General features: G+C 72.5%; 22 protein-coding genes. 9 read left to right on the forward strand and 13 right to left on the reverse strand.

All coding sequences use genetic code 11. The features are described 5' to 3' along the window. The first annotated feature begins 27 nt into the window (after nt 1-27). The gene (locus ACZ4N4_RS10320) at nt 28-2,436 is read left to right on the forward strand and encodes a SpoIIE family protein phosphatase (protein ID WP_467586599.1); all 2,409 of its coding nucleotides are present in this window, start codon (nt 28-30) and stop codon (nt 2,434-2,436) included. 23 nt (nt 2,437-2,459) lie between these two features. On the opposite strand, the gene ACZ4N4_RS10325 is transcribed toward ACZ4N4_RS10320, so the two are convergent. From ACZ4N4_RS10325 to ACZ4N4_RS10335, 3 genes are all read right to left on the reverse strand, one after another. Next, nucleotides 2,460-3,410 (reverse strand): serine/threonine-protein kinase, encoded by a 951-nt coding sequence (locus tag ACZ4N4_RS10325; protein ID WP_453566554.1) that lies wholly within the window; start codon nt 3,408-3,410, stop codon nt 2,460-2,462. A 203-nt stretch (nt 3,411-3,613) separates the two neighbouring features. Further along, nucleotides 3,614-4,033, reverse strand: coding sequence for a TIGR03668 family PPOX class F420-dependent oxidoreductase (locus tag ACZ4N4_RS10330; protein WP_467586602.1), 420 nt, complete (start codon nt 4,031-4,033; stop codon nt 3,614-3,616). 15 nt (nt 4,034-4,048) lie between these two features. After that, nucleotides 4,049-4,690 (reverse strand): phosphoribosyltransferase, encoded by a 642-nt coding sequence (locus tag ACZ4N4_RS10335; RefSeq protein ID WP_467586605.1) that lies wholly within the window; start codon nt 4,688-4,690, stop codon nt 4,049-4,051. 325 nt (nt 4,691-5,015) lie between these two features. On the opposite strand from ACZ4N4_RS10335, the gene ACZ4N4_RS10340 reads away from it, so the two are divergent. Together ACZ4N4_RS10340 and ACZ4N4_RS10345 are read left to right on the forward strand one after the other, a co-directional pair. After that, on the forward strand, nt 5,016-5,456 hold the full coding sequence (locus tag ACZ4N4_RS10340) for an SRPBCC family protein (RefSeq protein WP_453566548.1): 441 nt from the start codon (nt 5,016-5,018) through the stop codon (nt 5,454-5,456). A 107-nt stretch (nt 5,457-5,563) separates the two neighbouring features. Beyond that, on the forward strand, nt 5,564-6,217 hold the full coding sequence (locus ACZ4N4_RS10345; RefSeq protein ID WP_467586608.1) for a Crp/Fnr family transcriptional regulator: 654 nt from the start codon (nt 5,564-5,566) through the stop codon (nt 6,215-6,217). 202 nt (nt 6,218-6,419) lie between these two features. Here the strand turns inward: ACZ4N4_RS10345 and ACZ4N4_RS10350 are convergent, their stop codons facing one another. The 5 genes from ACZ4N4_RS10350 to ACZ4N4_RS10370 form a co-directional block, all read right to left on the reverse strand. Then, nucleotides 6,420-7,571, reverse strand: coding sequence for an XdhC family protein (locus tag ACZ4N4_RS10350; protein ID WP_467586611.1), 1,152 nt, complete (start codon nt 7,569-7,571; stop codon nt 6,420-6,422). A gap of 129 nt (nt 7,572-7,700) precedes the next feature. Beyond that, the gene (locus ACZ4N4_RS10355; protein ID WP_467586614.1) at nt 7,701-9,158 is read right to left on the reverse strand and encodes an NCS2 family permease; all 1,458 of its coding nucleotides are present in this window, start codon (nt 9,156-9,158) and stop codon (nt 7,701-7,703) included. Nucleotides 9,159-9,304: 146 nt separating this feature from the next. Continuing rightward, nucleotides 9,305-11,704, reverse strand: coding sequence for a xanthine dehydrogenase family protein molybdopterin-binding subunit (locus ACZ4N4_RS10360; protein WP_453566540.1), 2,400 nt, complete (start codon nt 11,702-11,704; stop codon nt 9,305-9,307). 5 nt (nt 11,705-11,709) lie between these two features. Then, nucleotides 11,710-12,282 (reverse strand): (2Fe-2S)-binding protein, encoded by a 573-nt coding sequence (locus ACZ4N4_RS10365; protein ID WP_467586617.1) that lies wholly within the window; start codon nt 12,280-12,282, stop codon nt 11,710-11,712. Further along, nucleotides 12,282-13,172: an FAD binding domain-containing protein gene (locus ACZ4N4_RS10370; protein ID WP_453566536.1), complete on the reverse strand. Its 891-nt coding sequence runs from the start codon at nt 13,170-13,172 to the stop codon at nt 12,282-12,284. The genes ACZ4N4_RS10365 and ACZ4N4_RS10370 overlap by 1 nt, the downstream gene beginning before the upstream one ends. A gap of 352 nt (nt 13,173-13,524) precedes the next feature. Here ACZ4N4_RS10370 and ACZ4N4_RS10375 point away from each other — a divergent pair, with 352 nt between their 5' ends. From ACZ4N4_RS10375 to ACZ4N4_RS10385, 3 genes are all read left to right on the forward strand, one after another. Beyond that, the gene (locus ACZ4N4_RS10375) at nt 13,525-15,225 is read left to right on the forward strand and encodes a PucR family transcriptional regulator (RefSeq protein ID WP_467586620.1); all 1,701 of its coding nucleotides are present in this window, start codon (nt 13,525-13,527) and stop codon (nt 15,223-15,225) included. Between the two features lie 350 nt (nt 15,226-15,575). Next, complete coding sequence (locus tag ACZ4N4_RS10380) at nt 15,576-16,343, forward strand: hypothetical protein (RefSeq protein WP_453566533.1); 768 nt, start codon at nt 15,576-15,578, stop codon at nt 16,341-16,343. Between the two features lie 74 nt (nt 16,344-16,417). Continuing rightward, nucleotides 16,418-16,918 carry a DUF2231 domain-containing protein gene (locus ACZ4N4_RS10385; RefSeq protein WP_467586622.1) on the forward strand — a complete coding sequence of 167 codons (501 nt, stop codon included), beginning with the start codon at nt 16,418-16,420 and terminating at the stop codon, nt 16,916-16,918. A gap of 188 nt (nt 16,919-17,106) precedes the next feature. On the opposite strand, the gene ACZ4N4_RS10390 is transcribed toward ACZ4N4_RS10385, so the two are convergent. After that, nucleotides 17,107-17,874: a GntR family transcriptional regulator gene (locus ACZ4N4_RS10390; RefSeq protein ID WP_467586625.1), complete on the reverse strand. Its 768-nt coding sequence runs from the start codon at nt 17,872-17,874 to the stop codon at nt 17,107-17,109. A 163-nt stretch (nt 17,875-18,037) separates the two neighbouring features. Between ACZ4N4_RS10390 and ACZ4N4_RS10395 the strand changes: the two genes are divergently transcribed. Together ACZ4N4_RS10395 and ACZ4N4_RS10400 are read left to right on the forward strand one after the other, a co-directional pair. Further along, nucleotides 18,038-18,862, forward strand: coding sequence for a (2Fe-2S)-binding protein (locus tag ACZ4N4_RS10395; protein ID WP_467586627.1), 825 nt, complete (start codon nt 18,038-18,040; stop codon nt 18,860-18,862). 314 nt (nt 18,863-19,176) lie between these two features. Further along, nucleotides 19,177-20,211 (forward strand): DUF2637 domain-containing protein, encoded by a 1,035-nt coding sequence (locus tag ACZ4N4_RS10400; protein WP_450765193.1) that lies wholly within the window; start codon nt 19,177-19,179, stop codon nt 20,209-20,211. Between the two features lie 80 nt (nt 20,212-20,291). Here ACZ4N4_RS10400 and ACZ4N4_RS10405 read toward each other — a convergent pair whose 3' ends face one another. From ACZ4N4_RS10405 to ACZ4N4_RS10415, 3 genes are all read right to left on the reverse strand, one after another. Next, the gene (locus ACZ4N4_RS10405; RefSeq protein ID WP_467586630.1) at nt 20,292-20,741 is read right to left on the reverse strand and encodes an ATP-binding protein; all 450 of its coding nucleotides are present in this window, start codon (nt 20,739-20,741) and stop codon (nt 20,292-20,294) included. Nucleotides 20,742-21,048: 307 nt separating this feature from the next. Then, nucleotides 21,049-21,513 carry a hypothetical protein gene (locus ACZ4N4_RS10410; RefSeq protein ID WP_453566522.1) on the reverse strand — a complete coding sequence of 155 codons (465 nt, stop codon included), beginning with the start codon at nt 21,511-21,513 and terminating at the stop codon, nt 21,049-21,051. Nucleotides 21,514-21,653: 140 nt separating this feature from the next. Continuing rightward, a complete protein-coding gene (locus ACZ4N4_RS10415) occupies nt 21,654-22,274 on the reverse strand; it encodes a hypothetical protein (RefSeq protein WP_467586633.1) in 621 nt (206 codons plus the stop codon). Nucleotides 22,275-22,452: 178 nt separating this feature from the next. Between ACZ4N4_RS10415 and ACZ4N4_RS10420 the strand changes: the two genes are divergently transcribed. Further along, entirely contained in the window at nt 22,453-23,826 is a 1,374-nt protein-coding gene (locus ACZ4N4_RS10420) for a helix-turn-helix domain-containing protein (RefSeq protein WP_467586636.1), read from the forward strand. A gap of 1 nt (nt 23,827) precedes the next feature. On the opposite strand, the gene ACZ4N4_RS10425 is transcribed toward ACZ4N4_RS10420, so the two are convergent. Then, nucleotides 23,828-25,570 (reverse strand): pyruvate dehydrogenase, encoded by a 1,743-nt coding sequence (locus ACZ4N4_RS10425; RefSeq protein ID WP_453566517.1) that lies wholly within the window; start codon nt 25,568-25,570, stop codon nt 23,828-23,830. Nucleotides 25,571-25,589 lie beyond the last annotated feature (19 nt).

Genomic DNA, 25,589 nt, shown 5'->3' on the forward strand with positions numbered 1-25,589 from the left:
TGCAGGTTCCGCGAAGGATGAGCGGCGATGGAACGACGTCCCACCCCTCCCAGCAACCGGGCGCAGACCCACGCCGTACCGCAGGGCACCTACACCGCCGCGGTCACGGTCGACGAGCGGGGTGCCGTGACCGGCTGGAGCGACGGGGCCAGGCTGCTGCTGGGCTACCCGCCCGCCGAGATCCTGGGGCAGGAGGCCGCCCGGCTGCTCGCCGAGCCGGACGGGGTCACCTGGCGCGAGGCGGCCGCCGGCGCGCGGTGGAGCGGGACCGCGGCCCTGCGCCACCGGGACGGGCACCGGCTGGACCGGGACGTCCTCGTGCACCGCCGGCCCTCCGGCGACCGGCCGGGCGGCACGGAGTGGCGGGTGGTGTCCGCCGTCACCGGACCGCCGGTGGCCGCCGCCGACCGAACGCTCGGCGAATGGGCCTTCGGCCAGTCCCCATGTGTCGCCGCCGTCTTCGACGAGGGGCTGCGGCTGGTGCTGGCCAGTGTCGGGATGCAGCGCGGCCTGTCCCTCGCCGAGGGCACGATGCGCGGGCTGCGGCTGACCGACATCGCCCCGTACGAGGGCGGCGCCGAGGCCGAGGCCGGTATGCGGCGGATCCTGGCCGGCGGCGGCCCCGAGGACGTGCACCTGCGTCCGGACCCGGCCGAGCCCGAGCACGACTGGCACGGACGGCTCGCCCCGCTGACGGACACGGAAGGGCAGGTGCGGGCGGTGACCCTGACGGCCCACTCCGATCCGTCCGAGCAGCTGGTATGGCGGCGGATGCTGCTGCTCAGCGACGCCGGGGTGCGGATCGGCACCAGCTCCGACGTGCAGCGCACCGCACGGGAGCTGGCCGACGTGGTCGTCCCCACCTTCGCCGACGCCTGCGCCGTCGACCTGCTGGACGCGGCCAGGCCCGGTGCACCGGCCGCCGACGGCCGTGCGCTGCGACGGGCGGCCGTACGGGCGGCGCCCCAGAGCCCACCGCTCCCCCATCCCTCCGGCGAGGTGCTGCGCTGCCCTCCCTGGTCGCCGTCGGGCCGGTGCCTGGCGGAGGGACGGGGCACGGTGTACGCGAGCGACGACGAGATCGTGACCCGCTGGGCGCGGGAGGATCCGCCGGCGGCCGCGTGGATCCGGGAGAGCGGGGCGCACTCGCTGATGGCGGTGCCGCTCCGGGCGGCCGGCACCACGTTCGGGGTGGCCCTGTTCGGGCGGAGCCTGCGCAGCGAGCCGTTCGACCCGGAGGATCTGTGGGTGGCCGAGCAGCTGGCGATCCGCACCGCCACCAGCATCCACGGCGCCGAACGCGCCCAGCGCCAGCACACCACCACGATGACCCTGCAGCGCAGCCTGCTCCCGCAGACGCTGCCCGAACAGGCGGCGCTGGACATCGCCACCCGCTATCTGCCCTCGGTCAGCCAGGCCGGGGTGGGCGGCGACTGGTTCGACGTGATCCCGCTGTCCGGGACCCGGGTCGCGCTCGTCGTGGGCGACGTGGTCGGCCACGGCATGCGGGCCGCCGCCACCATGGGCCGGGTCCGCACCGCCGTCCGCACCCTGGCCGACGTCGACCTGCCGCCCGACGAACTCCTCAGCCACCTCGACGACCTGGTCGTCCACCTCTCCGCCGAGGAGGCAGGCGCCGACAACGCCGAGGAGACCGCCGGCGGCGTCGGCACCACCTGCCTGTACGGCGTGTACGACCCGGTCACGCGCCGGTTCACCGTCGCCCGGGCCGGACACCCGCCGCCCGCCGTGGTCACCTCGGGCGCGGTCCACTTCCTCGACGTGCCGGCCGGACCCCCGCTGGGCCTGGGCGGGCTGCCCTTCGAGTCCTTCGAGACGGAACTGCCCGAGGGCAGCCTGATCGCCCTCTACACCAACGGCCTGCTGGAACCCCGCGACCACGACATCGACGAGGCCCTCGACAAGATGTTCGGCGCGCTCGGCCGCCCCGCGCAGAACCTGGACACCGTCTGCGACCGGGTCCTGACGACCATGCTCACCCACCGCCCCGACGACGACATCGCCCTGCTGGTCGCCCGCACCCGGGCCCTGCACGCCGACCGGGTCGCCACCTGGGAGCTTCCCTTCGACCTGGCCGCCGTCGCCGACGCCCGCAAACACGCCACCGACCAGCTGGTCGCCTGGCACCTGGAGGAGGCGACGTTCATCACCGAGCTGATCGTCAGCGAGATGGTCACCAACGCGTTCCGGTACGGCCGGCCGCCCGTCCGGCTCCGGCTCATCCACGACGACCACACCCTCACCTGCGAGGTCTTCGACTCCAGCAACACGGCCCCGCACATGCGGCGGGCGCACACCTACGACGAGGGCGGCCGCGGCCTGCTCCTCGTCGGCCAGCTCACCCAACGCTGGGGCACCCGCCACGCCACCACCGGCAAGACCGTCTGGGCGGAGCAGTTCCTCACGAAGGACTGATGGTTCCGGCGGGGCTCGGGGGCCTAGGGGCCGAACACCGGGCGGGCCCAGGCGGGCGGGCCGGGGGTGGGGGCGGTGCCCCGGCGGACCGTGGGGGTCCGGTCGGTGGGGCGCTCCGGCGAGGCCGACTCCCCCGGTACGACGCCGTACGCGGCGAGCCGCAGCGCGCCCACGAACTCCAGGCAGGAGCCGTAGCGGTCCTCGGGAACCTTGGCCAGCGCCTTGGCGAACACCTCGTCCAGCGCCGGCGGCAGCCCGGTCCGCACCTCGCTCAGGGCGGGCGGCCGGTCGTACTGGTGCGCCCAGAGCAGGGCGATGTCCTCGTCCCGGACGAAGGGCGGACCGCCGGCGAGCATCTCGAAGACCACGCAGGCCAGGCTGTAGAGATCGCACCGGCCGTCCACCGGGCGGCCCGAGATCTGCTCCGGCGCCACGTAGTCCAGCGTCCCGACGAACTCGCCGACCGTCGTGAACCCCGTCAGCGAAAGGGACTTCTTGGTGAGCCCGAAATCCGTGAGGTAGACGTGCTCCGGGTGGTCGCTGTCGGTGCCCCGTGCCACCAGCACGTTGCCGGGCTTCACATCCCGGTGCACCAGATCGTGCTCGTGGGCCGCGTCGAGCGCCGAGGCGACCTGGGCGGCGATCCGCAGGGCCGCGGCCACCGGCAGCACGCCCTCCCTGTCCAACAGCGCGCGCAGATCCGGGCCCGACACGTAGCGCATCGCGATGTACAGCACGCCGTCCGTCTCGCCGGCCTCGAAGATCGGCACGATGTGGGGGTGGTCGAGGGCGGCCGCCACCCGCGACTCGTAGGTGAAGCGGCGGCGGAAGGTGTCGTTGCGGGCCATCTCCGGGGCGAGCAGCTTCAGGGCGACGGTGCGGTCCAGGCGCAGGTCCGTGGCACGGTAGACGACGGCCATCCCGCCGCGCCCGATCTCGCCCTCGACCTCGTATCCCGCGATGCGCGTCGCCATGGCATGTCCACCCCGTAGCGTGTCAGACCTGTCCAAATCGTAAACCAGCGGCGCGGCGTCCCGCCTGGGCGGCGGTGCTCGCGCGCAGGGACGGTGGGCGATGGCCGAGAGGACCTCTGCCCACCACACTTCCAGGAGAGGCGCGGTGCGCGGCAGGGTCACGTTCCGACGGTTCGGGACTTGACGTGGGGAAACCCCGGTCCCTAGGGAGCGGCCGCCTGCCAGCCGGTCCAGTGCGACACGGTCACGAGAATGACCGGACCGCCCGGCGGGCGTTCCCGGTACTGCGGGTATTTGTCCCGAAGCGGTTCGATGACCCCCGCGCCGGCGGGAATCACCCGCGCCGTACCGTCCGCCCTGACCCACCACAGGTGGTCCCAGTTCTCGTCGTACTCGTCCACGAGCAGGCTCACGGCCGGCCGTGCGGCGATGTTGCGCAGCCGCTTGAGGCGGGGCGTGGTCTTGGGTTTGTGGTCCACGGCGGTGACGATCCCCTCGGCCCCGTACCGCGCGAAGACGACCGGCACCAGATGCGGGCGGCCGCTCTCGTCGACGGTGGCGAGCCGTGCCACGCGCGCCCCGGCGAACCGCCGCCGCGCCTCGCCCTCGGCCAGTTCCGGCACGGCGTCCCCTCCCCCTCAGGCACCGCTCAGCGCGTCCAGCACGTCGGCGTCGGTCAGTTGCGCGAAGTCGTCGTACCACTGGCCGACCGCGTTGAACAGCTCCGGCCGGTACGGGCAGACGACGAGGTCGGCCTCGGCGGCGAGCGCGTCCAGGGAATCGGGCGCGCCGACCGGGACGGCGAGCACGGTCCGGGCGGGACCCCGGCCCCGTACGTGGCGCAGCGCGGCACGGGCGGTCGAGCCGGTGGCCAGGCCGTCGTCTACGACGATCACAGTACGGCCGCGCAGCTGGGGCGCCGGCCGCCCCTGCCGGTAGCGGCGCTCACGGCGGCGCAGTTCCCGCCGCTCCCGTTCCACCACGGGGGCCAGGGTGTCCTCGCTCATGCCCAGGTGCGCCAGGGTCGCCCGGTCGAGGAGCGGCGGGTCGTCCCCGGCGATCGCGCCGACGCCGAACTCCTCGTGGTGCGGGGCTCCGATCTTGCGTACGACGAGCACGTCGAGCGGGGCCGACAGCTCGCGCGCGACCTCCGCGGCGACGGCCGCGCCGCCCCGCGGCAGCGCCAGCACGATCGGGTCCGGCAGATCGCCCTCGTCGCTCAACTTCCGCAGCACGGCGGCGAGTTCACGACCGGCCTGGGTGCGGTCCCGGTAGCGCACGGCTCGTCCTCTCCGGTCGGCCTCGGCCCCCTTCTTCCATGGTCACACCCGAAGGCACCGAAGACCGAGTCCGTCCGGAGAATGCCCACACGCCCTCTATGCACTGTGCGCGTAGTCCCGCCCTCAAGGAGCGCGGGTACGCCTTCGTGACCGTCCCCCAGTCGCCGGCACCCGGCAAGGCCGGACCCGGAGAGGTGTACCGGCCCTGGAGGCCGTCGTCGGGACCGGAGCGGACGGCCGGCAGGGCGGACATCACGTTTCTGTCGGTCCTGTGAACAGGCGGTGTGCGCCCCGCGGAGCCTGGCCGATTCCCTACGATCGTTCCGTGGTCACCTTCCTTCTCCAACGCACGGCTCCGCTGCCGATCGACGAGGCGTGGCGCCGGCTCACGGAGTGGTCCGCGCACGCCGATGCGGTCCCTCTGACCCGCATCACCGTGCTCACCGATCCGCCGACCCACGAGGGCACGGTCTTCGTGGCGCGGTCCGGGCTCGGGCCGCTGTCCTTCGAGGACCCCATGGAGGTGACCGTCTGGGAGCCCCCCGAGGACGGCGGCTCCGGCCGCTGCCGCCTGGTCAAGCACGGCCGGGTGGTGCGCGGCTGGGCCGAACTGGAGGTGCACCCGGGGCCGGGCGGCCGTACCCGGGTGGTCTGGCACGAGGAGCTGCGGGTGCGGGGGCTGCCGTCGGCCTTCGACCCGCTGGTGCGCGGGGCCTCCCGGGCGGTGTTCGGGCGGGCGGTCAACGCGCTGCTCAGGAAGGCGTAGGCGGCGCCCCCGGCGGCCGCCCCTTGGCAGATCCCGGCCGCACGATGGACAGTGGCCCTCCGGTGCCGAACGGTCACCGTGGGTCGATGCGGCCGGGAGGCTCGGAGGTGGCGTACTTCTCACCCGGGGAGATCAAGCTGTTGCGGGAGGCCGGGCACCCGCGCGGGTGGGTCCGCGGCGAGGTGCTGATGCGGGAGGGCGAGGAGGCCGACTTCGTCGTCCTGCTGACGGCCGGTCTGGTGAAGGCGACGGTCGACTCGGCCAACGGCTACACCAGCCTGCTCGCCCTGCGCGGCCCCGGTGAACTCCTCGGCGAACTCGCCTGCGTCGACGGCGGCCCGCGGGGCGCGACCGTCACCGCGATGCGCCGCTCGGAGGGCGTGGTGATCGCCGCGGACGCCTTCCTGCGGCTCCTGGAACGGGACCCGGGACTGTGTCTGTCCGTCCTGCGCAGTGTCGTGGGCCGGTTACGGGACTCCGACGGGCTGCGCGCCGAACAGGGCGCCCGCACCACCCGGGCCCGGGTCGCCGGGCTGCTGGTGAAGCTCGCCGCGCAGTACGGCTCGGCCGCGCCGGAGACCCTGCCGGGTGCCGTCTCCGTCCAGGTCACCCAGCGTGAACTGGCCGCCGCCACCGGGGCGTCCAGGGAGTCGGTGGTGCGCTGCCTGCGGGCGATGCAGCAGGAGGGCCTGGTGGCCACCCGGCGGGGCCGCACCGTCGTACTCGATCTCGCGGGGTTACGGCGCTGGGCCGAGGAATGACCCGCTGGGCTCGCGCCACGAAGCCGGAAGACGTGCACCGCGAACGCATCAGAACGGAACTCCCCTCGCCGAATGCGTCATTTGACGCTGTCCGACGCCCCCGAAGGCGCTTCCATCGACCCCTGGCGCCCGGACCGGTACGGCGATCGGGGGAACGGACCGGGCGCTCCGCTCCGTGCGGGGTGGCCTGGCCCGGGGGGAGTCAGGCCACCGACCCGATCCGCCGCGTCGGTGTCGACGCCGTGTCGTGGTGGATCGGGGTGTGGGCGCCGGTCAGGGAGATTCCGCTGCCGCCGCGGCGGTTGGCGACGATCTCGGCCGCGATCGACAGGGCGGTCTCCTCGGGCGTACGGGCGCCGAGATCCAGGCCGATCGGGGACCTGAGGCGGGCCAGCTCCAGCTCGGTGACACCGACCTCGCGCAGCCGCTGGTTGCGGTCCAGGTGGGTGCGGCGGGAGCCCATCGCGCCGACGTACGCCACCGGGAGGCGCAGGGCGAGCCGGAGCAGCGGGATGTCGAACTTGGCGTCGTGGGTGAGGACGCACAGGACCGTACGGCCGTCCACCCGCGTGCGCTCCAGGTACGTGTGCGGCCACTCGACGACGATCTCGTCGGCCTCCGGGAAGCGGGCCTTGGTGGCGAAGACGGGCCGCGCGTCGCACACGGTCACGTGGTAGCCGAGGAACTTGGCGACGCGGACCAGCGCCGACGCGAAGTCGATCGCCCCGAAGACGATCATCCGGGGCGCCGGGACCGAGGACTCGACCAGCACGGTGAGCGGCGCTCCGCAGCGGGAGCCCTGCTCTCCGATCTCGAGGGTGCCGGTGCGGCCCGCGTCCAGGAAGGCTCCGGCCTCGGCGGCCACCGTGCGGTCCAGTTCGGGGTGGGCGCCGAAGCCGCCCCGGTAGCCGCCGTCGGCGTCCACAAGGAGGGCGCGGCCCGACAGCTCCGGTGGCCCGGTGACGATCCGCGCGACGGCCGCCGCCTCCCCCCGCACGGCGGCGGCCAGCGCGGCCTCGACCACCGGCCGAGCGGGGTCGTCCACCCGTACCGGGGTGACGAGGATGTCGATGACGCCGCCACAGGTCAGGCCGACGGCGAAGGCGTCCTCGTCGCTGTAGCCGAAGCGCTCCAGGACGGTGTCGCCGTCCTCCAGCGCCTGCCGGCACAGCTCGTACACGGCGCCCTCCACACACCCGCCGGAGACCGAGCCCACGGCGGTGCCGTCGGCGTCCACCGCGAGGGCGGCGCCGGGCTGGCGCGGGGCACTGCCGCCGACCGCCACCACCGTGGCCACGGCGAAGTCACGGCCGTCCGCGACCCACCGGTTCAGCTCCTCGGCGATGTCCAGCATCTCTCGGTCTCCTTCGGACGACGTTGGGGAGATGCGCCCCCGAAGAGGCGCTGGGGGAGGAACTGCGCGACCAGCCACGACGGACCCGCGGACGACCGCCGGCACGTCACGTCTGCACTGGCGGAGCGCCTAGTGGACGCCGAGCCAGCTCTCTATGGGATGGAGGGCGAAATAGACCAGGAAGATCACTGTCAGGCCCCACATGAATCCTCCGATTTCCCGGGTCTTCCCCTGAGCTGCCTTGATGGCGGTGTAGGAGATGACGCCGGCGGCCACACCGGTGGTGATGGTGTAGGTGAAGGGCATCAGCACGACCGTCAGGAACACCGGGATGGCGGTGGCCCGGTCGGCCCAGTCCACGTGCCGGGCGTTCATCAGCATCATCGCGCCGATGACCACCAGGGCGGCCGAGGCGACCTCCTGCGGGACGATCGCGGTGAGCGGGGTGAAGAAGAGACAGGCCGCGAAGAACAGGCCGGTGACCACCGAGGCGAGTCCGGTGCGGGCGCCCTCGCCGACGCCGGTCGCCGACTCGATGAACACGGTCTGCCCGGAGCCGCCTGCCACCCCTCCGATCGCGCCGCCCGCTCCGTCGATGAACAGCGCCTTGGACAGGCCCGGCATCCGGCCCTTGTCGTCGGCGAGCTCGGCCTCGGTGCCGACGCCGATGATGGTGGCCATCGCGTCGAAGAAACCGGCGAGCACCAGCGTGAAGACGATCATCGCGACCGTCATCGCGCCGACCTTCCCCCAGCCGCCGAACTCGACGTCCCCGAAGAGCGAGAAGTCCGGCATGGAGACGGCGGAGCCGTGCAGTTCGGGGGCTCCGTTGGCCCACTGCCTGGGGTCGATGACACCCAGGCCGTTGAGTACCGCGGCCACGACGGTGCCGCTGAGGATGCCGATCAGGATGGCGCCGGGGACGTTCCGGGCCTGGAGCATGAAGATCAGCAGCAGGGTGCCGGCGAAGAGCAGCACCGGCCAGCCGGTGAGTTCGCCCGCCGGGCCGAGGCTGAGCGGGGTGGCCTTGCCCTGGTGCACGAAGCCGGACTTGTAGAGACCGATGAGGGCGATGAACAGGCCGATGCCCATGGTGATGCCGTGCTTGAGCGCGAGCGGGATCGAGTTCATGATCATCTCGCGGAGGCCGGTGACGACCAGGAGCATGATGACCACGCCGTACAGCACGCACATGCCCATCGCCTGCGGCCAGGTCATCTGCGGGGCGACCTGCGAGGACAGCACGCCCGAGACGGACAGGCCGGCGGCGAGCGCGAGCGGCACCTTGCCGACGGAGCCCATCAGCAGCGTGGTGCAGGCCGCGGCGAACGCGGTCGCGGTGATCAGGGCCTTCTGGCCGAGGGTGTCCCCGGCCGCGTCCTTGCCGGACAGGATCAGGGGGTTGAGCAGGAGGATGTACGCCATCGCCATGAAGGTGGTGACGCCGCCGCGGACCTCACGCGCGACGGTGGAGCCTCTCCGGGAGATGTGAAAGTACCGGTCGAGCCAGGATCGTCCGGCCGGGACGCGGGTTCCCGCACCCGCGTCGTCGGCGACGGTCTCCGGCTCCAGTGACTGCTGGGTCATATGGGCCTACTCCCAAGGTTCAAAGGGGCACCCGCGACATGCCTTCGGCGATGGCGGGATTTGGGGAGGTGCCCGACCCGGGGGACGGCCCGAGGCGAACATTCAGGGGTCCTGGGGGACGGGGTCCCCCAGGAGAACTCACCGGATCAGACCCCGGAGGGTCCGGTGCCGGTGAGGTGTTCCGGGCGGACCGGCGTGCGGTTCAGCTCCAGGCCCGTCGCGTTCCGGATCGCCGCGAGGACGGCCGGGGTCGACGACAGGGTCGGGGCTTCGCCGATGCCACGGAGCCCGTAGGGGGCGTGGTCGTCGGCGAGTTCGAGGACGTCGACCGGGATGGTCGGCGTGTCGAGGATGGTCGGGATCAGGTAGTCGGTGAAGGACGGGTTCCTGACCTTCGCGGTCTTCGGGTCGACGATGATCTCCTCCATCACCGCCACGCCCAGGCCCTGGGTCGTACCGCCCTGGATCTGGCCGACGACGGAGAGCGGGTTGAGCGCCTTGCCGACGTCCTGGGCGCAGGCCAGTTCGATCACCTTGACCAGGCCCAGCTCGGTGTCGACCTCGACGACCGCGCGGTGGGCGGCGAAGCTGTACTGGACATGGCCGTTGCCCTGGCCGCTGTGCAGGTCGAAGGGCTCGGTCGGCCGGTGCCGCCACTCCGCCTCGACCTCGACCGCCTCGTCCCCGAGCACGTCGGCCAGGTCGCCGAGCACCTCGCCGCCGTCGGTGACGACCTTGCCGCCCTCAAGGAGCAGTTCGGCCGTGGCCCAGGCCGGGTGGTAGGTACCGAACCTGCGGCGCCCGAGCTCCAGCACCTTCTCTCGGACGAGTTCGCAGGCGTTCTTGACGGCGCCACCGGTGACGTACGTCTGGCGCGAGGCCGAGGTCGAACCGGCGCTGCCCACCTGGGTGTCGGCCGGGTGGATGGTGACCTGGGTGACGCCGAGTTCGGTACGGGCGATCTGCGCGTGGACGGTGACCCCGCCCTGGCCGACCTCCGCCATCGCGGTGTGCACGGTGGCGACCGGCTGCCCGCCGACCACCTCCATACGGACCTTGGCGGTCGAGTAGTCGTCGAAGCCCTCGGAGAAGCCGACGTTCTTGATGCCGACCGCGTAGCCGACACCGCGTACGACGCCTTCGCCGTGCGTGGTGTTGGACAGGCCGCCGGGCAGCTGCCGCACGTCGGCCTGCTCGCCGGCCGAGAGCCACTGCTGCTCGGGCGGCAGGGGCATCGCCTTGACCCGGCGCAGGAGTTCGGCGACCGGGGCCGGGGAGTCGACCGGCTGGCCGGTGGGCAGCAGGGTGCCCTGCTCCATGGCGTTCAGCTTCCTGAACTCCACCGGGTCCATACCGAGTTGCGCTGCGACCTTGTCCATCTGCGCCTCGTAGGCGAAGCACGCCTGGACCGCGCCGAAGCCGCGCATCGCGCCGCAGGGCGGGTTGTTGGTGTAGAGGGCGATGGCCTCGACCTCGACGTCGTCGACGACGTAGGGGCCGATGCCGAGCGAGGAGGCGTTGCCGACGACGGCCGGGGAGGCGGAGGCGTAGGCGCCGCCGTCGAGCACGATCCGGCACTTGACGTGCGTCAGCTTGCCCTCGCGGGTGGCCCCGTGCTCGTAGTAGAGGCGGGCCGGGTGGCGGTGGACATGGCCGAAGAAGGACTCGAAGCGGTTGTAGACGATCTTGACCGGCTTGCCGGTACGCAGGGCCAGCAGGCAGGCGTGGATCTGCATCGACAGGTCCTCGCGGCCGCCGAACGCGCCGCCGACGCCGGCCAGCGTCATCCGCACCTTGTCCTCCGGCAGGCCGAGGACCGGGGCGATCTGGCGCAGGTCGGAGTGGAGCCACTGGGTGGCGATGTAGAGGTGGACACCGCCGTCCTCCTCGGGTACCGCGAGACCGGACTCGGGGCCGAGGAAGGCCTGGTCCTGCATGCCGAAGTAGTACTCGCCCTTGACGATGACATCGGCCTTCCTGGCGGCCTCGTCGGCGTCGCCGCGCACGATCGGCTGGCGGTGCACGATGTTCGGGTGCGGGACGTGGCCGATGTGGTGGTCGGCGCGGTTCTCGTGGATGTGGACGGCGCCCGGGGCGGTCGCGGAGGCCTCATCGGTGATGACGGGCAGCTCGCGGTACTCGACCTTGATCTTGGCGGCGGCGCGGCGGGCGGTCTCCGGGTGGTCGGCGGCGACGATCGCGACCGGCTCGCCGTGATGGCGTACCTTGCCGTGCGCGAGGACCGGGGTGTCCTGGATCTCCAGGCCGTAGTTCTTCACCTCGGTCGGCAGGTCGTCGTAGGTCATGACCGCGTAGACGCCGGGCTGGGCGAGGGCCTCGCTGGTGTCGATCGACACGATCTCGGCGTGCGCGACCGTGGAGCGCAGGATCTGGCCCCAGAGCATGTCCTCGTGCCACATGTCGGACGAGTACGCGAACTCTCCGGTGACCTTGAGGGTGCCGTCCGGGCGGAGCGTGGACTCGCCGATGCCGCCCTTGGTCTGGGAGCCCTGGGTGATCTTGGTGGGAGTGCCGATGGTGGGCATGTCGCTCAGACCGCCTCTCCCTGCCGGGCGGCCGCCAGGCGGACCGCGTCCATGATCTTCTCGTAGCCGGTGCAGCGGCACAGGTTGCCCGAGAGCGCCTCGCGGATGTCCGCGTCGGTCGGGTTCGGGTTGTGCTCCAGCATCTCGTCGGCGGCGACCAGCAGACCCGGGGTGCAGAAGCCGCACTGCACCGCGCCGGCGTCGATGAACGCCTGCTGGATCGGGGAGAGCGGGGTGCCCTCGCCGCCGGTGTGGGAGTCGGTGCCCTTGGCCTGCCAGCCCCGGGCCGCGTCCGGCGAGGTCCCGTGGGCGTCGCCGCAGGAGCGCTGCCGGGCGTGGTCCGCGAGCCCCTCGACGGTGACGACCTCGCGGCCCTCGGCCTGACCGGCCGCGACCAGGCAGGAACACACGGGCACGCCGTCCAGCCGGACGGTGCAGGATCCGCACTCGCCCTGCTCGCAGGCGTTCTTGGAACCGGGGAGACCGAGCCGCTCGCGCAGCACGTAGAGCAGGCTCTCGCCCTCCCAGACGTCGTCGGCTTCCTGGGGACGTCCGTTGACGGTGAGGTTGACGCGCATCAGGCGACACTCCCCTTCTGATAGGTGGTGCCGCGGTACGACTCCCAGGTCCAGGTGAGCGTGCGCCGGGCCATCACACCGACCGCGTGACGGCGGTAGCTCGCGGTGCCCCGGACGTCGTCGATCGGGTTGCAGGCGGCGGCGCACAGGTCCGCGAACTGCTTGGCGACCGACGGTGTGATGATCTTTCCGTTGTCCCAGAAGCCGCCCTCGTCGAGCGCCGCGTTCAGGAAGTCCTCGGCGGTCTTCGCGCGCACCGGCGTGGGAGCGGCCGAACCGATCCCGGTCCGCACGGTCCGCGTCCGCGGGTGCAGGGCGAGCCCGAAGGCGCACACGGCGATGACCATGGCGTTGCGGGTGCCGACCTTGGAGTACTGCTGGGGTCCGTCGGCCTTCTTCACGTGGACCGCCCGGATCAGCTCGTCCGGCGCCAGGGCGTTGCGCTTGACTCCGGTGTAGAAGTCGTCGATGGGGATGAGCCGGGTGCCGCGCACCGACTCGGCCTCGACCTCGGCGCCGGCCGCCAGCAGCGCGGGGTGGGCGTCACCGGCCGGGGAGGCGGTGCCGAGGTTGCCGCCGACGCCGCCGCGGTTGCGGATCTGCGGGGAGGCGACGGTGTGCGAGGCGAGGGCCAGGCCCGGCAGCTCGGCGCGCAGGTTCTCCATGATCCGGGTGTACGGCACGGAGGCGCCGAGCCGTACGCCCTCCTCGCCGACCTCCCATTCGTAGAGATCGCCGATGCGGTTGAGATCGAGGAGGTATTCGGGCCGGCGGTGGTCGAAGTTGATCTCGACCATCACATCGGTGCCACCCGCGATCGGCACTGCGGTGGGGTGCTCGGCCTTCGCGGCGAGCGCCTCCTCCCAGCTGGCGGGGCGAAGGAAGTCCATGACCGGCTCTCTTCTCCGTCTCGTGAGTCTCGTGAGTCGTGCGGATTGAGCCAATCCGTGTGCGGCGGGCCCGGCTCGTTCATGTCCTGTTAACGCGCAATGAGGTCAGTACACCGCCCCGTACTCCAGTGGGGTCAGTCACCGAAACCATGAAGGAGTTGGCTGGCCAGCACGGGCATCTTGTAGATTCGTATGAACGGAGGTCATCAGTAACCTCCAGGTTTTCCTGTGGAAACGCAGGAAACGCCCAGGCACCTCGTGATCGCGGCCCGTGACCTCGCACGCCGGGCGCCCCATCCATGACACTGCAAGATCCATCGTAGATTTCGAGACAGAGAACGGCGGCGACGAGATGCGGCTGCGCGCACTGCTGGACACCGATGCGCTGGGCCTGCGGCTGCTCGGCGGCGAGGACGAGCTGGACCGCACCGTGCGCGGGGTGATGACGACGGACCTGCGTGACCCCAGCCGTTACCTCTCGGGCGGTGAGCTGGTGCTGACGGGCCTGGCCTGGCGCCGGAACGCCGCGGACTCCGAGCCGTTCGTACGACTCCTGGCGCAGGCCGGGGTGGCCGCCCTGGCCGCCGGCGAGGCCGAACTCGGGGACATCCCGGACGACCTGGTGGTGGCCTGCGCCCAGCACCGCCTCCCGCTCTTCGCGGTGCACGAGTCGGTGGCGTTCGCGACGATCACCGAGCATGTCGTACGGCAGGTCAGCGGCGAGCGGGCCGGGGACCTCGCGGCCGTCGTGGACCGGCACCGCCGCATGATGACCTCGGGTCCGGCGGGCGGCGGCCCGGACGTGGTCCTGGACCTGCTCGGCTCGGACCTCGACCTGCGGGCCTGGGTGCTCTCCCCGACCGGCCGGCTGATCGCGGGCTCCAAGGTGTCCGGGCCCGCGCTGCCGGCCGACGCCTGCGCCCGGCTGGCCGCCGAGCACCTGGCCGCGACCCGCACCGGCCGCCGGGGCCCGCACCGGGTCCTCCTCGACGGCAGCACGTACTCGCTCTTCCCGATCCGCTCCTGGGGACACCGCCCGGCGGTAGCCGGAGGAGGGCGCTCCCCGCAGGGCTCCCGGGACGTGCGCGAGACCGTGCTCTCGGACTGGCTGCTGGCCGTCGAGGCGGACGCGAGCGACTGGCAGGACGAGCGCCTCGACCTGCTCCAGGGCGTCACCCAGCTGATCGCCGTCGAGCGCGACCGCCGCGACGCGGCCCGTACGGTACGGCGCCGGCTCGCCCAGGAGGTGCTGGAGCTGGTCCAGACGGGCGCGGCCCCGGCCGAGATCGCCGCGCGTCTGCGGGTGGCCGCGCCCGTCCTGCTGCCGGGCCTCGGCGCGGCCCCCCACTGGCAGGTGGTCGTGGCCCGCGCCGAATGGGACGGAGGCGAGGTCGAGGGCGGTCCGGTCGCGCAGTCGCTCCTGGAGGAGATCCTGGTCGACCCGCTGGCCACCGGCCCGGAGCCGTCCGACCGGATAGCGGTCGCCCACACCGGCGACGAGGCGGTCGCCCTGGTCCCGCTCCCCGCGGTCTCCACCGAGCACGACGGCTCGGAGTCCGGTGTGCACGCCGACGCCCTCCTGAAGACGGTGCGCGGCCCCCTGTCCGCGGGCCTGGACGACGACGGCCGGGTCACCCTCGGCGTCAGTGCGGCCGTGCACTCGGCGGAGGGGCTGCGCGGGGCCCTGGAGGAGGCCCGGCACGCCCGCCGGGTGGCCGCGGCCCGCCCCGGCCGGGTCTGCGCGGCCGGTCACCAGGAGCTGGCCTCGCACGTCCTGCTGCTGCCCTTCGTCCCCGACGACGTCCGTCGCGCCTTCACCGCCCGCCTGCTGGACCCGCTCACCGACTACGACCGCCGGCACCGTGCCGAGCTGATCCCGACCCTCGAGGCGTTCCTCGACTGCGACGGCTCCTGGACCCGCTGCGCCACCCGGCTCCACCTGCACGTCAACACGCTGCGCTATCGCGTGGGCAGGATCGAGCAGTTGACGGGCCGGGACCTCTCCCGGCTGGAGGACAAGCTCGATTTCTTCTTGGCGTTGCGGATGAGCTGAGGTCACGCGGGCGTGCGACCGGCTCGCGCCAAGTGCCCTCGCCGTCCCACGACTTTGTGAAATTATTCACCCACCCTCTTGGCCCCGCGTGGCGATCGATGCTGGAATGCGGCCACCACTTCACAGCTCGACGGCGCGCTGGGCCTGCCCTTCGGAACAGGTCGGTGTCGAGGCACCCCGCCTCGTGACACCGATGAGCGGGGCGTGGTGCGTGCAGCTGCAAGGCGGAGGAGGGAGCCGACGCGGAGCGTCGGTGACCGACGACGCCGCGGCTGCGCGTGCCACGCCCCGCGAACCCGGGCTGAGCCGAAGGGCAGGACCCTGGGGAGGGCAACGTGGCGTATCCCGCCATGTCTGGGAACGGAACGAACGCCGGTGACGATCCGCTCCAGACCGCGGTATGGCGGTTGCGCTCGCGGGCCTGCTGGGCCGACGCGGCGGCACTGCTGCCGACGGACACGCCGACGTCCTCCCTGCAGCGGGCGGGGCTGATGGTCGAACGGTGTCTCTACACCGAGGGCGGCTGGGGAGAGGCGGAGGACGCGCTGCGGACGGCGGAGGCGGTGGCCCGCACCGACGAGGAACGGGGCGCCGCCGCCTGCGAGCGCGGCCAACTCGCCTACGCGGCCACGCTGCACGGGGTGCGGGACCGGGCCGACGAGGCGCGGGCCGCGCTCGGCAGGGCGGCGGCGCTGATCCCTCCGGGGGCGCCGGGGCGGGCCCTTCTCGACTTCCGCCGGGGTCTGCTGGCGGAGAACCTGACCCGCTCCCCGCAGGCGGCGCGGGCGGCCTACCGACGGGCCCACGCGGCCGCCACGGCCCACGCCGACCCGCTGCTGCTGTCCTCCACCTGGCGCCATCTGGCCGGACTTGCGCTGCGCGAAGGGGAGTTGGCGGAGGCACGGCACGGTTTCGCGGAGTCGCTGCGGATCAGGGAGGAGCTGGGCTACCTGGTGGGCACGGCACCGGCGCTCGCGTCCCTGGCCGACACGGAGCCGGAGCCGGAGGCGTCGCGGCTGCGGGAGGAGGCGGGCCGGCTGTTCAGGTTGCTGGGGGGTGTCCCTACCTGGCTGGCGCGACAGCTGACACCACCCGCCCCGGGAGCGGCGACCGCCTGAGACCCGCCTCAGAGGAAACTGAGAGTTGGCTGTGCCAGGCTGACGCGCCCCGACCTCCTCAGGAGCGCTTCGCCATGAGCACCATCAACGGCCTGCCGGCCCATGTCCTGCTGGTCCACATCGTCGTCATACTGGTTCCGCTGACCGCCCTGGCCCTGGTGGCGGCCGCGCTGTGGCCCCGTGCCGCGCGGCGGCTGGGCGTGCTGCTGCCCGCACTCGCCCTGGTCGCCCTGGTCAGCGTGCCGCTGGCGACGCAGGCCGGCGAGTGGCTGGAGCGGCATGTGACCGACGACGCCCTGGTCCGCCGGCACACCGAGCTGGGCGACGGACTGCTGCCGTGGGCGCTGGGTCTGTTCGTGCTGGCCACGGTCGTGTGGTGGGCGACCCGGCGCGGCGGGCAGGAGTCGGACCGCAGCGGGGGCGCACGCCTGTCGGCCCTTCCGGTGCGGGTCGCGGTGGGCGTGCTGTCGGTGGCGGTGGCGGCCGGTGCGGTCGTCGACGTCTACCGCATAGGCGACTCCGGCGCGAAGGCCGCGTGGCACGACGCGTACGACAAGACGGCACAGGGCAACTGAGCCGCCTACGCCGGGTGCTGGGGGTGTCATCCACCGGTGTCACCCTCCAGCTGTAGCTGCCCTTCAGGGGCGCGGGGCCGTATCGATATGCGGCTACCGCCGCGGGCGCGACCAGCCACGACGCACCCGCACCCGGGCGCCGGCCGCGACCCCTACGGCGAGCCGCCGCGAAAACAACCCTCCGCCGCTCAACCCGCGGTGGCGAAATGCCCGGTCACCAACCGGCGCACCGCGTCCAGCTCCCCCGCGATCAACGCCTCCAGCAACGCCGCGTGCTCACCCGCGTCCGCCATCAGGTCGGCCCGGCCCCCGCTCAGCGGAACCGCCCGCCGGTGCAGGTCCTCCGCGATCTGCACCAACTGCTCGTTGCCCGCAAGGGCCAGAACCGCCCGGTGGAACGCCCGGTCGGCCTCCGCGTAGGTCGCCCTGCACCCCAGCGCCGCCGCCCGCGCCGACTCCTCGGCCAGCGGCCGCAACGCGGCCCACCGCTCGGCCGGCACGCTGCGCGCCAGCCGCATCATCACCGGCACCTCGATCAGCGCCCGCACCTCGGCCAGTTCGGCGAGTTCCCGGGCGCCCCGCCGCACGACCCGGAACCCGCGGTTGGGCACGACCTCGACCGCGCCTTCCAGGGCCAGCTGCTGCATCGCCTCGCGCACGGGCGTCGCGGAGACCCCGAACCGCTCCCCCAGCGCCGGCGCCGAGTACACCTCACCGGGCGCCAGCTCGCCGCTCGCCAGCGCGGTGCGCAACGCGTCCAGGATCTGTCCGCGCACGGACGCCCGCTGCACGGCGGGCCTGGGCTGCGGGATCGGCCGTTCGCAGTGCGTGTGCTCGCCGCGCGCGGCCGGCGCGCCGGCGGGATGTCCGCCCGTCTCCCGGGCCGACTCCTCGGACCGCGTCTGCGCCGGCACCCTGGCCGTCTCGGCCGGAGCCGGGTGCGCGCGATGGTTCACGGGTCCTCCTCCGACTCGTCGGGACTTGGGCCATTAACGGTGGGTTGTTACTTGTCCGTCAAGCACCTTAGGCGCCCCGGGCGATAGTTCAAATTTCCGAATGAATGGGTAAGGTAAGCCTTACTTATCCAGCAGTCGGCCCGCACCCGATCGGTGGTAGCCCATGCCCTCCCCCGTCTCCGCCGCATACGCCCGCCTGGCCGGGGTCTGCCCGGACCTGGTGGTCACGGAGCTGGGCCCGGGCGAGCCGGCACCCAGGGGCGGCGACTGGGTCGGCGCCGCCGAGCTCGCGGCGGGCGGGGCCGGTCTGGACGCCTTCCTGGCCTGGGACGAGGACCAGATCCTGCGGGACTACGGGCAGCCGGGCCGCCCGGACGTGGTGGCCACCTTCGGCCTGCACCGCTACGGCTGGGCCGCCTGCCTCCTGATCACCCTCCCCTGGTTCCTGGACCGCCGGGTCCCACGACTGCCCGTGACGCATGTCTCGTACGACCGGGTGGCCGGCCGCATGGCGGTGCGCGTCGCCTCCTTCGCCTGCCTGCCGGGCGACCCGGCGGCGGCACTGCCCGGCGCGGTGGTCGTCGCGGACGAGGAGGCGCTGCGGGCCGAGGTGCGGACGGCCGTCGCCGAGCACCTGGAACCGGTCCTCGGCGCCTTCGGGCCGCCGATGCGGCGGCGCGGGCGCGCGCTGTGGGGCATGGCGACCGACGAGATCGTCGAGGGGCTCTGGTACGTCGCCGGACGGCTCGGCGACGAGGAGCGGGCCGTACCCGAACTCGAACGGCTGCTGCCCGGCGCCACCAAGCCGTACGTCGGCTCGGCCGCCTTCCGGGTACTGGCCGGCCCGGCGGGCGAGCCGCTGCCGACCCGGGACCGGGCGAGCTGCTGCATGTACTACACGCTGCGCCCCGAGGACACCTGCGCCACCTGCCCGCGCACCTGCGACGACGAGCGGATCGCCAAACTCGCGGCGGCCGCAGCGGCCTGAGGCACCCTCAGGCCCCCCGGGACGGAGCACCCCACGGGATCCACTAAGATCACCGAGGGCGGGATCACCCTTGCGCCGACAGGGAATTCACAACTTCCTCACTTGCCGCAGGAACTTTCCGAGGAACCACCCGTATGGGTACTCTTACTCGAACTCAACTCCCGCCCCTCACGCGGCAGTTCGAGCAGAATGCCGCCCTGGGGCAACCCCTTGCACTTCCTTGGCGGCCTCTTGCCCCGAAACCCCCTGAGGGCCGGCGGGATTGGGCCACTATGGCGGGCGATACGCCCTATCCCAATGCAAGGGACCCCTAGATGAGACTGACCGACATATCGCTGAACTGGCTGCTTCCCGGCGCCGTACTGCTCCTGGGCATGCTGGTCGCGGTGGCGGTGCTCGCGCGCTCCAAGCGGTCCGGCGGGGAGCACGCGAAGGACGACTCGTGGGAGCGTAGCGAGGAGCGCCGCAGGCGCAAGGAGGCCATATACGGCACCGTCTCCTACGCGCTCCTGTTCTGCTCCGCGGCGGTCGCCGCGGCGCTCTCGTTCCGCGGTCTGGTCGGCTTCGGCCAGCAAAACCTCGGCCTCTCCGACGGCTGGGAGTACCTGGTGCCGTTCGGTCTGGACGGCGCGGCGATGTTCTCCTCCGTCCTCGCGGTCCGCGAGGCGAGCCACGGTGACGCGGCCCTCGGTTCCCGGATACTCGTGTGGACGTTCGCGGGCGCCGCGGCCTGGTTCAACTGGGTACACGCGCCCCGGGGCGTCGACCACGCGGGCGCTCCCCAGTTCTTCGCCGGCATGTCGCTGTCCGCGGCCGTCCTCTTCGACCGCGCGCTGAAGCAGACCCGCAAGGCCGCCCTGCGGGAGCAGGGCCTGGTGCCGCGTCCGCTGCCGCAGATCCGGATCGTGCGCTGGCTGCGGGCTCCCCGTGAGACCTACAAGGCCTGGTCGCTGATGCTCCTGGAGGGCGTGCGCAGCCTGGACGAGGCGGTCGACGAGGTGCGCGAGGACAAGCGGCAGAAGGAGACGAACCGCATGCGCCGCCGCGAGCAGGACCGTCTGGAGCGGGCCCAGCTCAAGGCCATCAGCCGCGGCCACCGGGGCTTCGTCGGACGCGGCCGGCAGGACGAGGTGCACCAGGTCGAGCGCGGTCCCTCCCAGCCCACTGCGGAGCCTGCCATATCGGCGCCGGAGCAGCTGCCCGTACGCCAGCGGCCCTCCCTCCAGCCAGTCCGCAAAGGGTCTGACCCGATCACGGTCGACCTGACCGCGGAGGACGACACAATGGCGTTGCCGCGCCTCGACTCCCTGGAGCGCAAGCTCAAGGACCTTGAGCAGCAGTTCGGTTGATCGTCTGCTGCCGGACGGCACCTCGGGACGGGGGCGTGACCTTCAGGGTCACGCCCCCGTCCCGTTGTGGGAAGGCGGCCTCAGGCGGCCTCCGCGTCCAGTTCGAACCACACCGACTTGCCCACCTCGTGCGGCTGGACGCCCCAGGCGTCCGCGAGGGAGTCGACCAGCACCATGCCCCGGCCGTGGGTGCCGTCCCCGGTGTCCGGGGCGCACACGCGGGGCCGGCGGCCCACGAAGTCCCGGACCTCCACACGTAGTTGGCTGGGTCCTACGACGGCCGTCAGCACGGCCTCGTGGTCGGTGTGGACGAGAGCGTTGGTGACGAGTTCACTGGTGAGCAGTTCCGCGATCTCCGAACGGCCCGGTTTCCCCCAGTGGCGTAGCAGTTCCCGCAGCTCCCGGCGCGCCTCGGGCACCGCCCGCAGATCCGACCGCCCCAGCCGGCACCTGAGCTGTGACGGGTGTCCCCGTTCCCTCGTGTCGGTCTCTTCCCCCGCCGCCTGCGCCGAGGAGGCCCCGATGGCCACGGGACCGCCCCCTCGTGCCTGACTGTTCATGACCCCCGCCCGCGCGCTGTTGCCGGTTCCCCTCCTGGTCGAACACGTTCACGGGGATCCATGCCCGCTCGGGCACGGGCCAGTCATGTCACGCCGATGACGGCCGGGTGTTCGGCCATGTCCTGAACCGGCCCCGGCCCGTACGTCGCCTCCCGGATGGTCCCGTACGCGCCAACGGTGCCGGGGACCCGGCGTGAAACAGCCCCTCGGACAACCCCCGGAGCTGTTTCACGCGGTCCACGGCACCGGCGAACCTGGCCGAAACCTACCCTTCCGCCTACTTAACCCCGAGGCCCTTGGTGCCGATGTGAATGATCTTGTGGGAGCCGCGGCTCATGTCGACGAACAGCTTCGTGGTCGTGTTGCGGCTCCAGGTCAGGGTGACGACGGCCTCGGTGTGGTTCTTCGCCGTGCCGTTGTCGGTGACCTTCCACTTGAGCGGGGTGTTCTGGGCCTGCAGCACCCCGTCGGCGTGCTCCCGGTCCTCCCAGGCCTGCAGCTGCTTCAGGTAGGTCGGGGCGATGTAGTAGGCGCGCAGCGCGGTCGGCAGGTCGCCGCTTCCGTCCAGGTCGCTCTCGGCGTCGATGTAGGCGCCGTAGAAGTCGGCGATCCGGGTGAGGTTGTCGGACGGGTTGCCGGCGACGCTGCGCGGCGCGCCGGCCGAGGCCTGGGCGGTGAAGCCGAGACCGAGGGCCACGGCGAGCACGCCGGCGGTGAGGACGGTGCGGGTCTTGGTGCTCATGTCTGATTCCCCGTTTTCTTTGCTTGGTCTTCTGTGTTCGGGCTTCGGTACCGGTCTTCGGTACCGGGTCGGTGCGTGGTGGCCGTCGGGGCCGTCGGGGCCGTCCTCCCCTCCCCCGAGCGGGAGGACGGCCCCCTCCTTCAGTGGAGCTTCTTCACGGCCGTGGTGGTCGTCTTCTTGAACGCCTTCACCGGCGCGTCCTGGAAGCCGCCCAGCTGCCCCCAGTCCACGACCGTCACGGTGCTCCCCTCCCGGCCGAGCGACAGCAGCCGGATGTCACTGGCGCCCCAGGAGGTCTCGGTGTGCAGGGCGTAGACGTGGGCGCCGTCGCCGACGGGCAGGTCGCCGTGGTCCTGGAAGTCCGCCCGGGTCTCCGGGTCCTCCATCTCGATCCGGTCCGCGCAGGACACGATGTCCTCGTCCAGCTTCGCGACCCGGCCCTTCGCCGCGCGGACGTCGGCCAGTTCGACGCTGACCTGGCGGGCGCTGGTGTCGAGATCGGTCCGGAACTCCCGGTACCAGGTGTTCCGGCCGCCGCCGAGGGCGATGCCCAGGCAGGTGTCCTGCCTGACCGCCTCCGGCACACCCGCGGTGACCTTGCCGGCCGTCCAGGACGAACTCGGGTGCGGCGGCAGGTCGGCCGCCGCGAGGAAGCCGGGCGGCTTCGGGGCGGCCGCCGCCGGGACGGCGAGCGTGGTGCCTACGGCCAGTGCGGCGCCGGCGAGTACGGTGAGCGCGCCTGCTCGGGTGCGCTTGGGCATGGATGGTCCCCCGTCGGATCGGTGCATGGGTGTGGGATGCCGCGGACGGCGCCGGCTGGTCGGTCCGGCCCTGGTCGGTGCGACACCAGAAGCATCGGCTGCCGGCTGCGGCAACCGCAACGGTCACCGCCCGTTCCGCCGGCCTGGAACCATCCCAGCCCTGTTGACGTGCAGGTATATGAGTGCCTGGGATACGGACGACCGGGGGAAGGTGCCCGTGCGCGAGGACGTCGAGGAGTTCGCGGCGCTGCTGCGGCAGTTGAAGGACCGTACGGACCGGAGCTACGGCTCGCTGGCCCGCCGCCTGAACATGAACACCTCCACCCTGCATCGCTACTGCGCGGGCGAGGCGGTGCCGCTGGACTTCGCTCCGGTCGAGCGCCTGGCCGCGTTCTGCGGGGCGAGCCCGGCGGAACGGCTCGAACTCCACGAGCGCTGGTTACGGGCGGTGGCGGCACGGCAGCGGCCACGGACGGCGGAGGACACCGGGACTCAGGAACCCGGACCGACGACTCCGGAGGTCTCGGAGCGGACCGAAGCGGAACCGGAAACCCCGGAAGCCGCGGCCGAGAGCGGAGAAGAAGACCCGGTACCGCGGCCCGGGCCCACGCCCGCGCCCCGCCCCTGGTACCGCCGTCGCCGCACCCTGGTCGGCTCGGCCGTGGCCGTCGTTCTCCTGGTGACGCTGGGCAGTCTGATCGCCCCTTCGGACGACCGGCCGCCTGCCGGCACCTCCGCCCGGGCCCCCGGTTCCTCCCCCACGACCGCCGCCGGCGACGCCCGGCGCCACGACCCCACACCCACCGGCCCGACACCGGACGACTCCGGCTCACCCGTCCACCGCTCGCCGTCCGCGGCGCCGGACGGCACCAAGACCCCGTCGTCCTCCGCCCCGAGCACGCCCACCAGCCCCGCCCCGACCGGCGTCCCGCTCGCCTGGACCGCCAGTTCCCAGGTGTGGGAGCTGGGCTGCGACCACGACTACGTCATCGACAAGCAGCCGGCGCAGGTTCCGCCGCCGCCCGTCCCGCAGGACGCCGGCACCTGGGCGGCCACCCAGAACGCGGTGCACGGCCGCGACACGATCGTCCAGATCTCGGTGCAGGGCCGCTCGTCCACGGCCGTCGTCCTGGAGGACCTGCGGGTGCGGGTCGTCGGCCGTAGCGCGCCCGCACCCGGTATCGCCTACTCCATGGCCGACGGCTGCGGCGGCGGGCTCACCCCGCGCTACTTCGACGTCGACCTGGACAAGGACCGCCCCCTCGCCCGCCCGGTGGCCGGTGAGGGCCCGGACGGGCAGACCGTCTCGACCATGCGGCTGCCCTACCGGGTCTCGTCCACGGACCCGGAGGTGCTCCGCGTCAACGCGCGCACCGAGGGCTGCGACTGCCGCTGGTACCTCGAACTGGACTGGTCCTCACAGGGCCGCTCCGGCACGGTCCGGATCGACGACCACGGCCGGCCGTTCCGCACCAGCTCCATCAAGGGCCTGCCGGAGTACTGGTACGGCTTCGTGAACGGCGTCCGCCAGTGGGTGCCGGTCGAGGGGTGAGCTAGGGCCTCGGCACGTTGCGCAGATTGGAGCGGGCCATCTGGACCATCCGGCCCACGCCGCCGTCGAGGACCATCTTGGACGCGGAGAGCGCGAAGCCGGTGACCATGTCGGCCTTGATCTTCGGCGGGATGGACAGCGCGTTGGGGTCGGTGACGACGTCGACCAGGGCCGGACCCTTGTGCTTGAAGGCGTCCTTCAGCGCACCGGCGAGCTGCCGGGGCTTCTCGACCCGTACCCCGTAGGCACCGCAGGCCTGGGCGACGGCGGCGAAGTCGGGGTTGACGTTGGTGGTGCCGTACGAGGGCAGGCCCGCGACCAGCATCTCCAACTCGACCATGCTGAGCGCCGAGTTGTTGAACAGCACGACCTTCACCGGCAGGTCGTACTGCACGAGGGTCAGGAAGTCGCCCATCAGCATGGCGAAGCCGCCGTCCCCGGACATCGACACGACCTGCCGTCGCCGGTCGGTGAACTGCGCGCCGATCGCCATCGGAAGCGCGTTGGCCATCGAGCCGTGCGAGAAGGAACCGATCACCCGGCGGCGGCCGTTGGGCGAGATGTACCGGGCCGCCCAGACGTTGCACATGCCGGTGTCGACCGTGAACACCGCGTCCTCGTCGGCGAGTTCGTCCAGTACGGAGGCCACGTACTCGGGGTGGATCGGGACGTGCTTCTCCACCTTCCGGGTGTACGCCTTCACCACCCCCTCCAGCGCGTCCGCGTGCTTCTTGAGCATCCGGTCGAGGAACCGCCGGTTCTCCTTGGTCCGCAGCCGCGGCACCAGACAGCGCAGCGTCTCGCGCACATCGCCCCACACGGCGAGGTCGAGACGGGACCGGCGCCCCAGCACCTCGGGGCGCACGTCGACCTGGACGATCTGTACGTCGTCGGGGAGGAAGGCGCTGTACGGGAAGTCCGTGCCGAGCAGGATCAGCAGGTCGCACTCGTGGGTGGCCTCGTAGGCGGCGCCGTAGCCGAGCAGTCCGCTCATGCCGACGTCGTACGGGTTGTCGTACTGGATGTGCTCCTTGCCGCGCAGGGCGTGGCCCACCGGGGACTTGATCTTCCCGGCGAGTTCCATGACCTCCGTGTGCGCACCGGCCGTGCCGCTGCCGCAGAAGAGCGTCACCTTGTCCGCCGCGTCGATCATCGCGACCAGCTTGTCGAGTTCCTCGTCCCCGGGGCGGACGGTGGGCCGGGAGGTGACGATCGCGCTCTCGACGGGCTCGTCCGGGGCGGGTTCGTCGGCGATGTCGCCCGGCAGGCTCACCACGCTCACCCCGCTGCGGCCGACCGCGTGCTGGATGGCGGTCTGGAGCAGCCGGGGCATCTGCTTGGGGCTGGAGATCAGCTCGCTGTAGTGGCTGCACTCCTGGAAGAGCCGGTCGGGGTGGGTCTCCTGGAAGTAGCCCAGGCCGATCTCGCTGGAGGGGATCTGCGAGGCGAGGGCGAGCACCGGGGCCATCGAACGGTGGGCGTCGTACAGGCCGTTGATGAGGTGCAGGTTGCCCGGTCCGCAGGAGCCGGCGCAGGCCGCCAGCTTCCCGGTGACCTGGGCCTCCGCGCCGGCCGCGAAGGCGGCGGTCTCCTCGTGGCGGACGTGGATCCAGTCGATGGCGGAGTTGCGGCGGACGGCGTCGACCACCGGGTTGAGGCTGTCGCCGACGACGCCGTAGAGGCGGCGCACTCCGGCGCGGACGAGGATGTCGACGAACTGCTCGGCGACGTTCTGCTTGGCCATGGCGGACGGGTGCCCCTTC

It is taken from the genome of Streptomyces sp. NPDC026538, assembly GCF_055567535.1.

What these genes read in the sequence shown, in the direction of transcription:
- ACZ4N4_RS10320 (WP_467586599.1), top strand. Translation starts at nt 28, where the DNA reads ATGGAACGACGTCCCACCCCTCCCAGCAACCGGGCGCAGACCCACGCC.
- ACZ4N4_RS10325 (WP_453566554.1), bottom strand. Translation starts at nt 3,410, where the DNA reads ATGGCGACGCGCATCGCGGGATACGAGGTCGAGGGCGAGATCGGGCGC.
- ACZ4N4_RS10350 (WP_467586611.1), bottom strand. Translation starts at nt 7,571, where the DNA reads ATGCTGGACATCGCCGAGGAGCTGAACCGGTGGGTCGCGGACGGCCGT.
- ACZ4N4_RS10355 (WP_467586614.1), bottom strand. Translation starts at nt 9,158, where the DNA reads ATGACCCAGCAGTCACTGGAGCCGGAGACCGTCGCCGACGACGCGGGT.
- ACZ4N4_RS10360 (WP_453566540.1), bottom strand. Translation starts at nt 11,704, where the DNA reads ATGCCCACCATCGGCACTCCCACCAAGATCACCCAGGGCTCCCAGACC.
- ACZ4N4_RS10365 (WP_467586617.1), bottom strand. Translation starts at nt 12,282, where the DNA reads ATGCGCGTCAACCTCACCGTCAACGGACGTCCCCAGGAAGCCGACGAC.
- ACZ4N4_RS10370 (WP_453566536.1), bottom strand. Translation starts at nt 13,172, where the DNA reads ATGGACTTCCTTCGCCCCGCCAGCTGGGAGGAGGCGCTCGCCGCGAAG.
- ACZ4N4_RS10375 (WP_467586620.1), top strand. Translation starts at nt 13,525, where the DNA reads ATGCGGCTGCGCGCACTGCTGGACACCGATGCGCTGGGCCTGCGGCTG.
- ACZ4N4_RS10380 (WP_453566533.1), top strand. Translation starts at nt 15,576, where the DNA reads ATGTCTGGGAACGGAACGAACGCCGGTGACGATCCGCTCCAGACCGCG.
- ACZ4N4_RS10385 (WP_467586622.1), top strand. Translation starts at nt 16,418, where the DNA reads ATGAGCACCATCAACGGCCTGCCGGCCCATGTCCTGCTGGTCCACATC.
- ACZ4N4_RS10395 (WP_467586627.1), top strand. Translation starts at nt 18,038, where the DNA reads ATGCCCTCCCCCGTCTCCGCCGCATACGCCCGCCTGGCCGGGGTCTGC.
- ACZ4N4_RS10400 (WP_450765193.1), top strand. Translation starts at nt 19,177, where the DNA reads ATGAGACTGACCGACATATCGCTGAACTGGCTGCTTCCCGGCGCCGTA.
- ACZ4N4_RS10410 (WP_453566522.1), bottom strand. Translation starts at nt 21,513, where the DNA reads ATGAGCACCAAGACCCGCACCGTCCTCACCGCCGGCGTGCTCGCCGTG.
- ACZ4N4_RS10415 (WP_467586633.1), bottom strand. Translation starts at nt 22,274, where the DNA reads ATGCCCAAGCGCACCCGAGCAGGCGCGCTCACCGTACTCGCCGGCGCC.
- ACZ4N4_RS10420 (WP_467586636.1), top strand. Translation starts at nt 22,453, where the DNA reads ATGAGTGCCTGGGATACGGACGACCGGGGGAAGGTGCCCGTGCGCGAG.
- ACZ4N4_RS10425 (WP_453566517.1), bottom strand. Translation starts at nt 25,570, where the DNA reads ATGGCCAAGCAGAACGTCGCCGAGCAGTTCGTCGACATCCTCGTCCGC.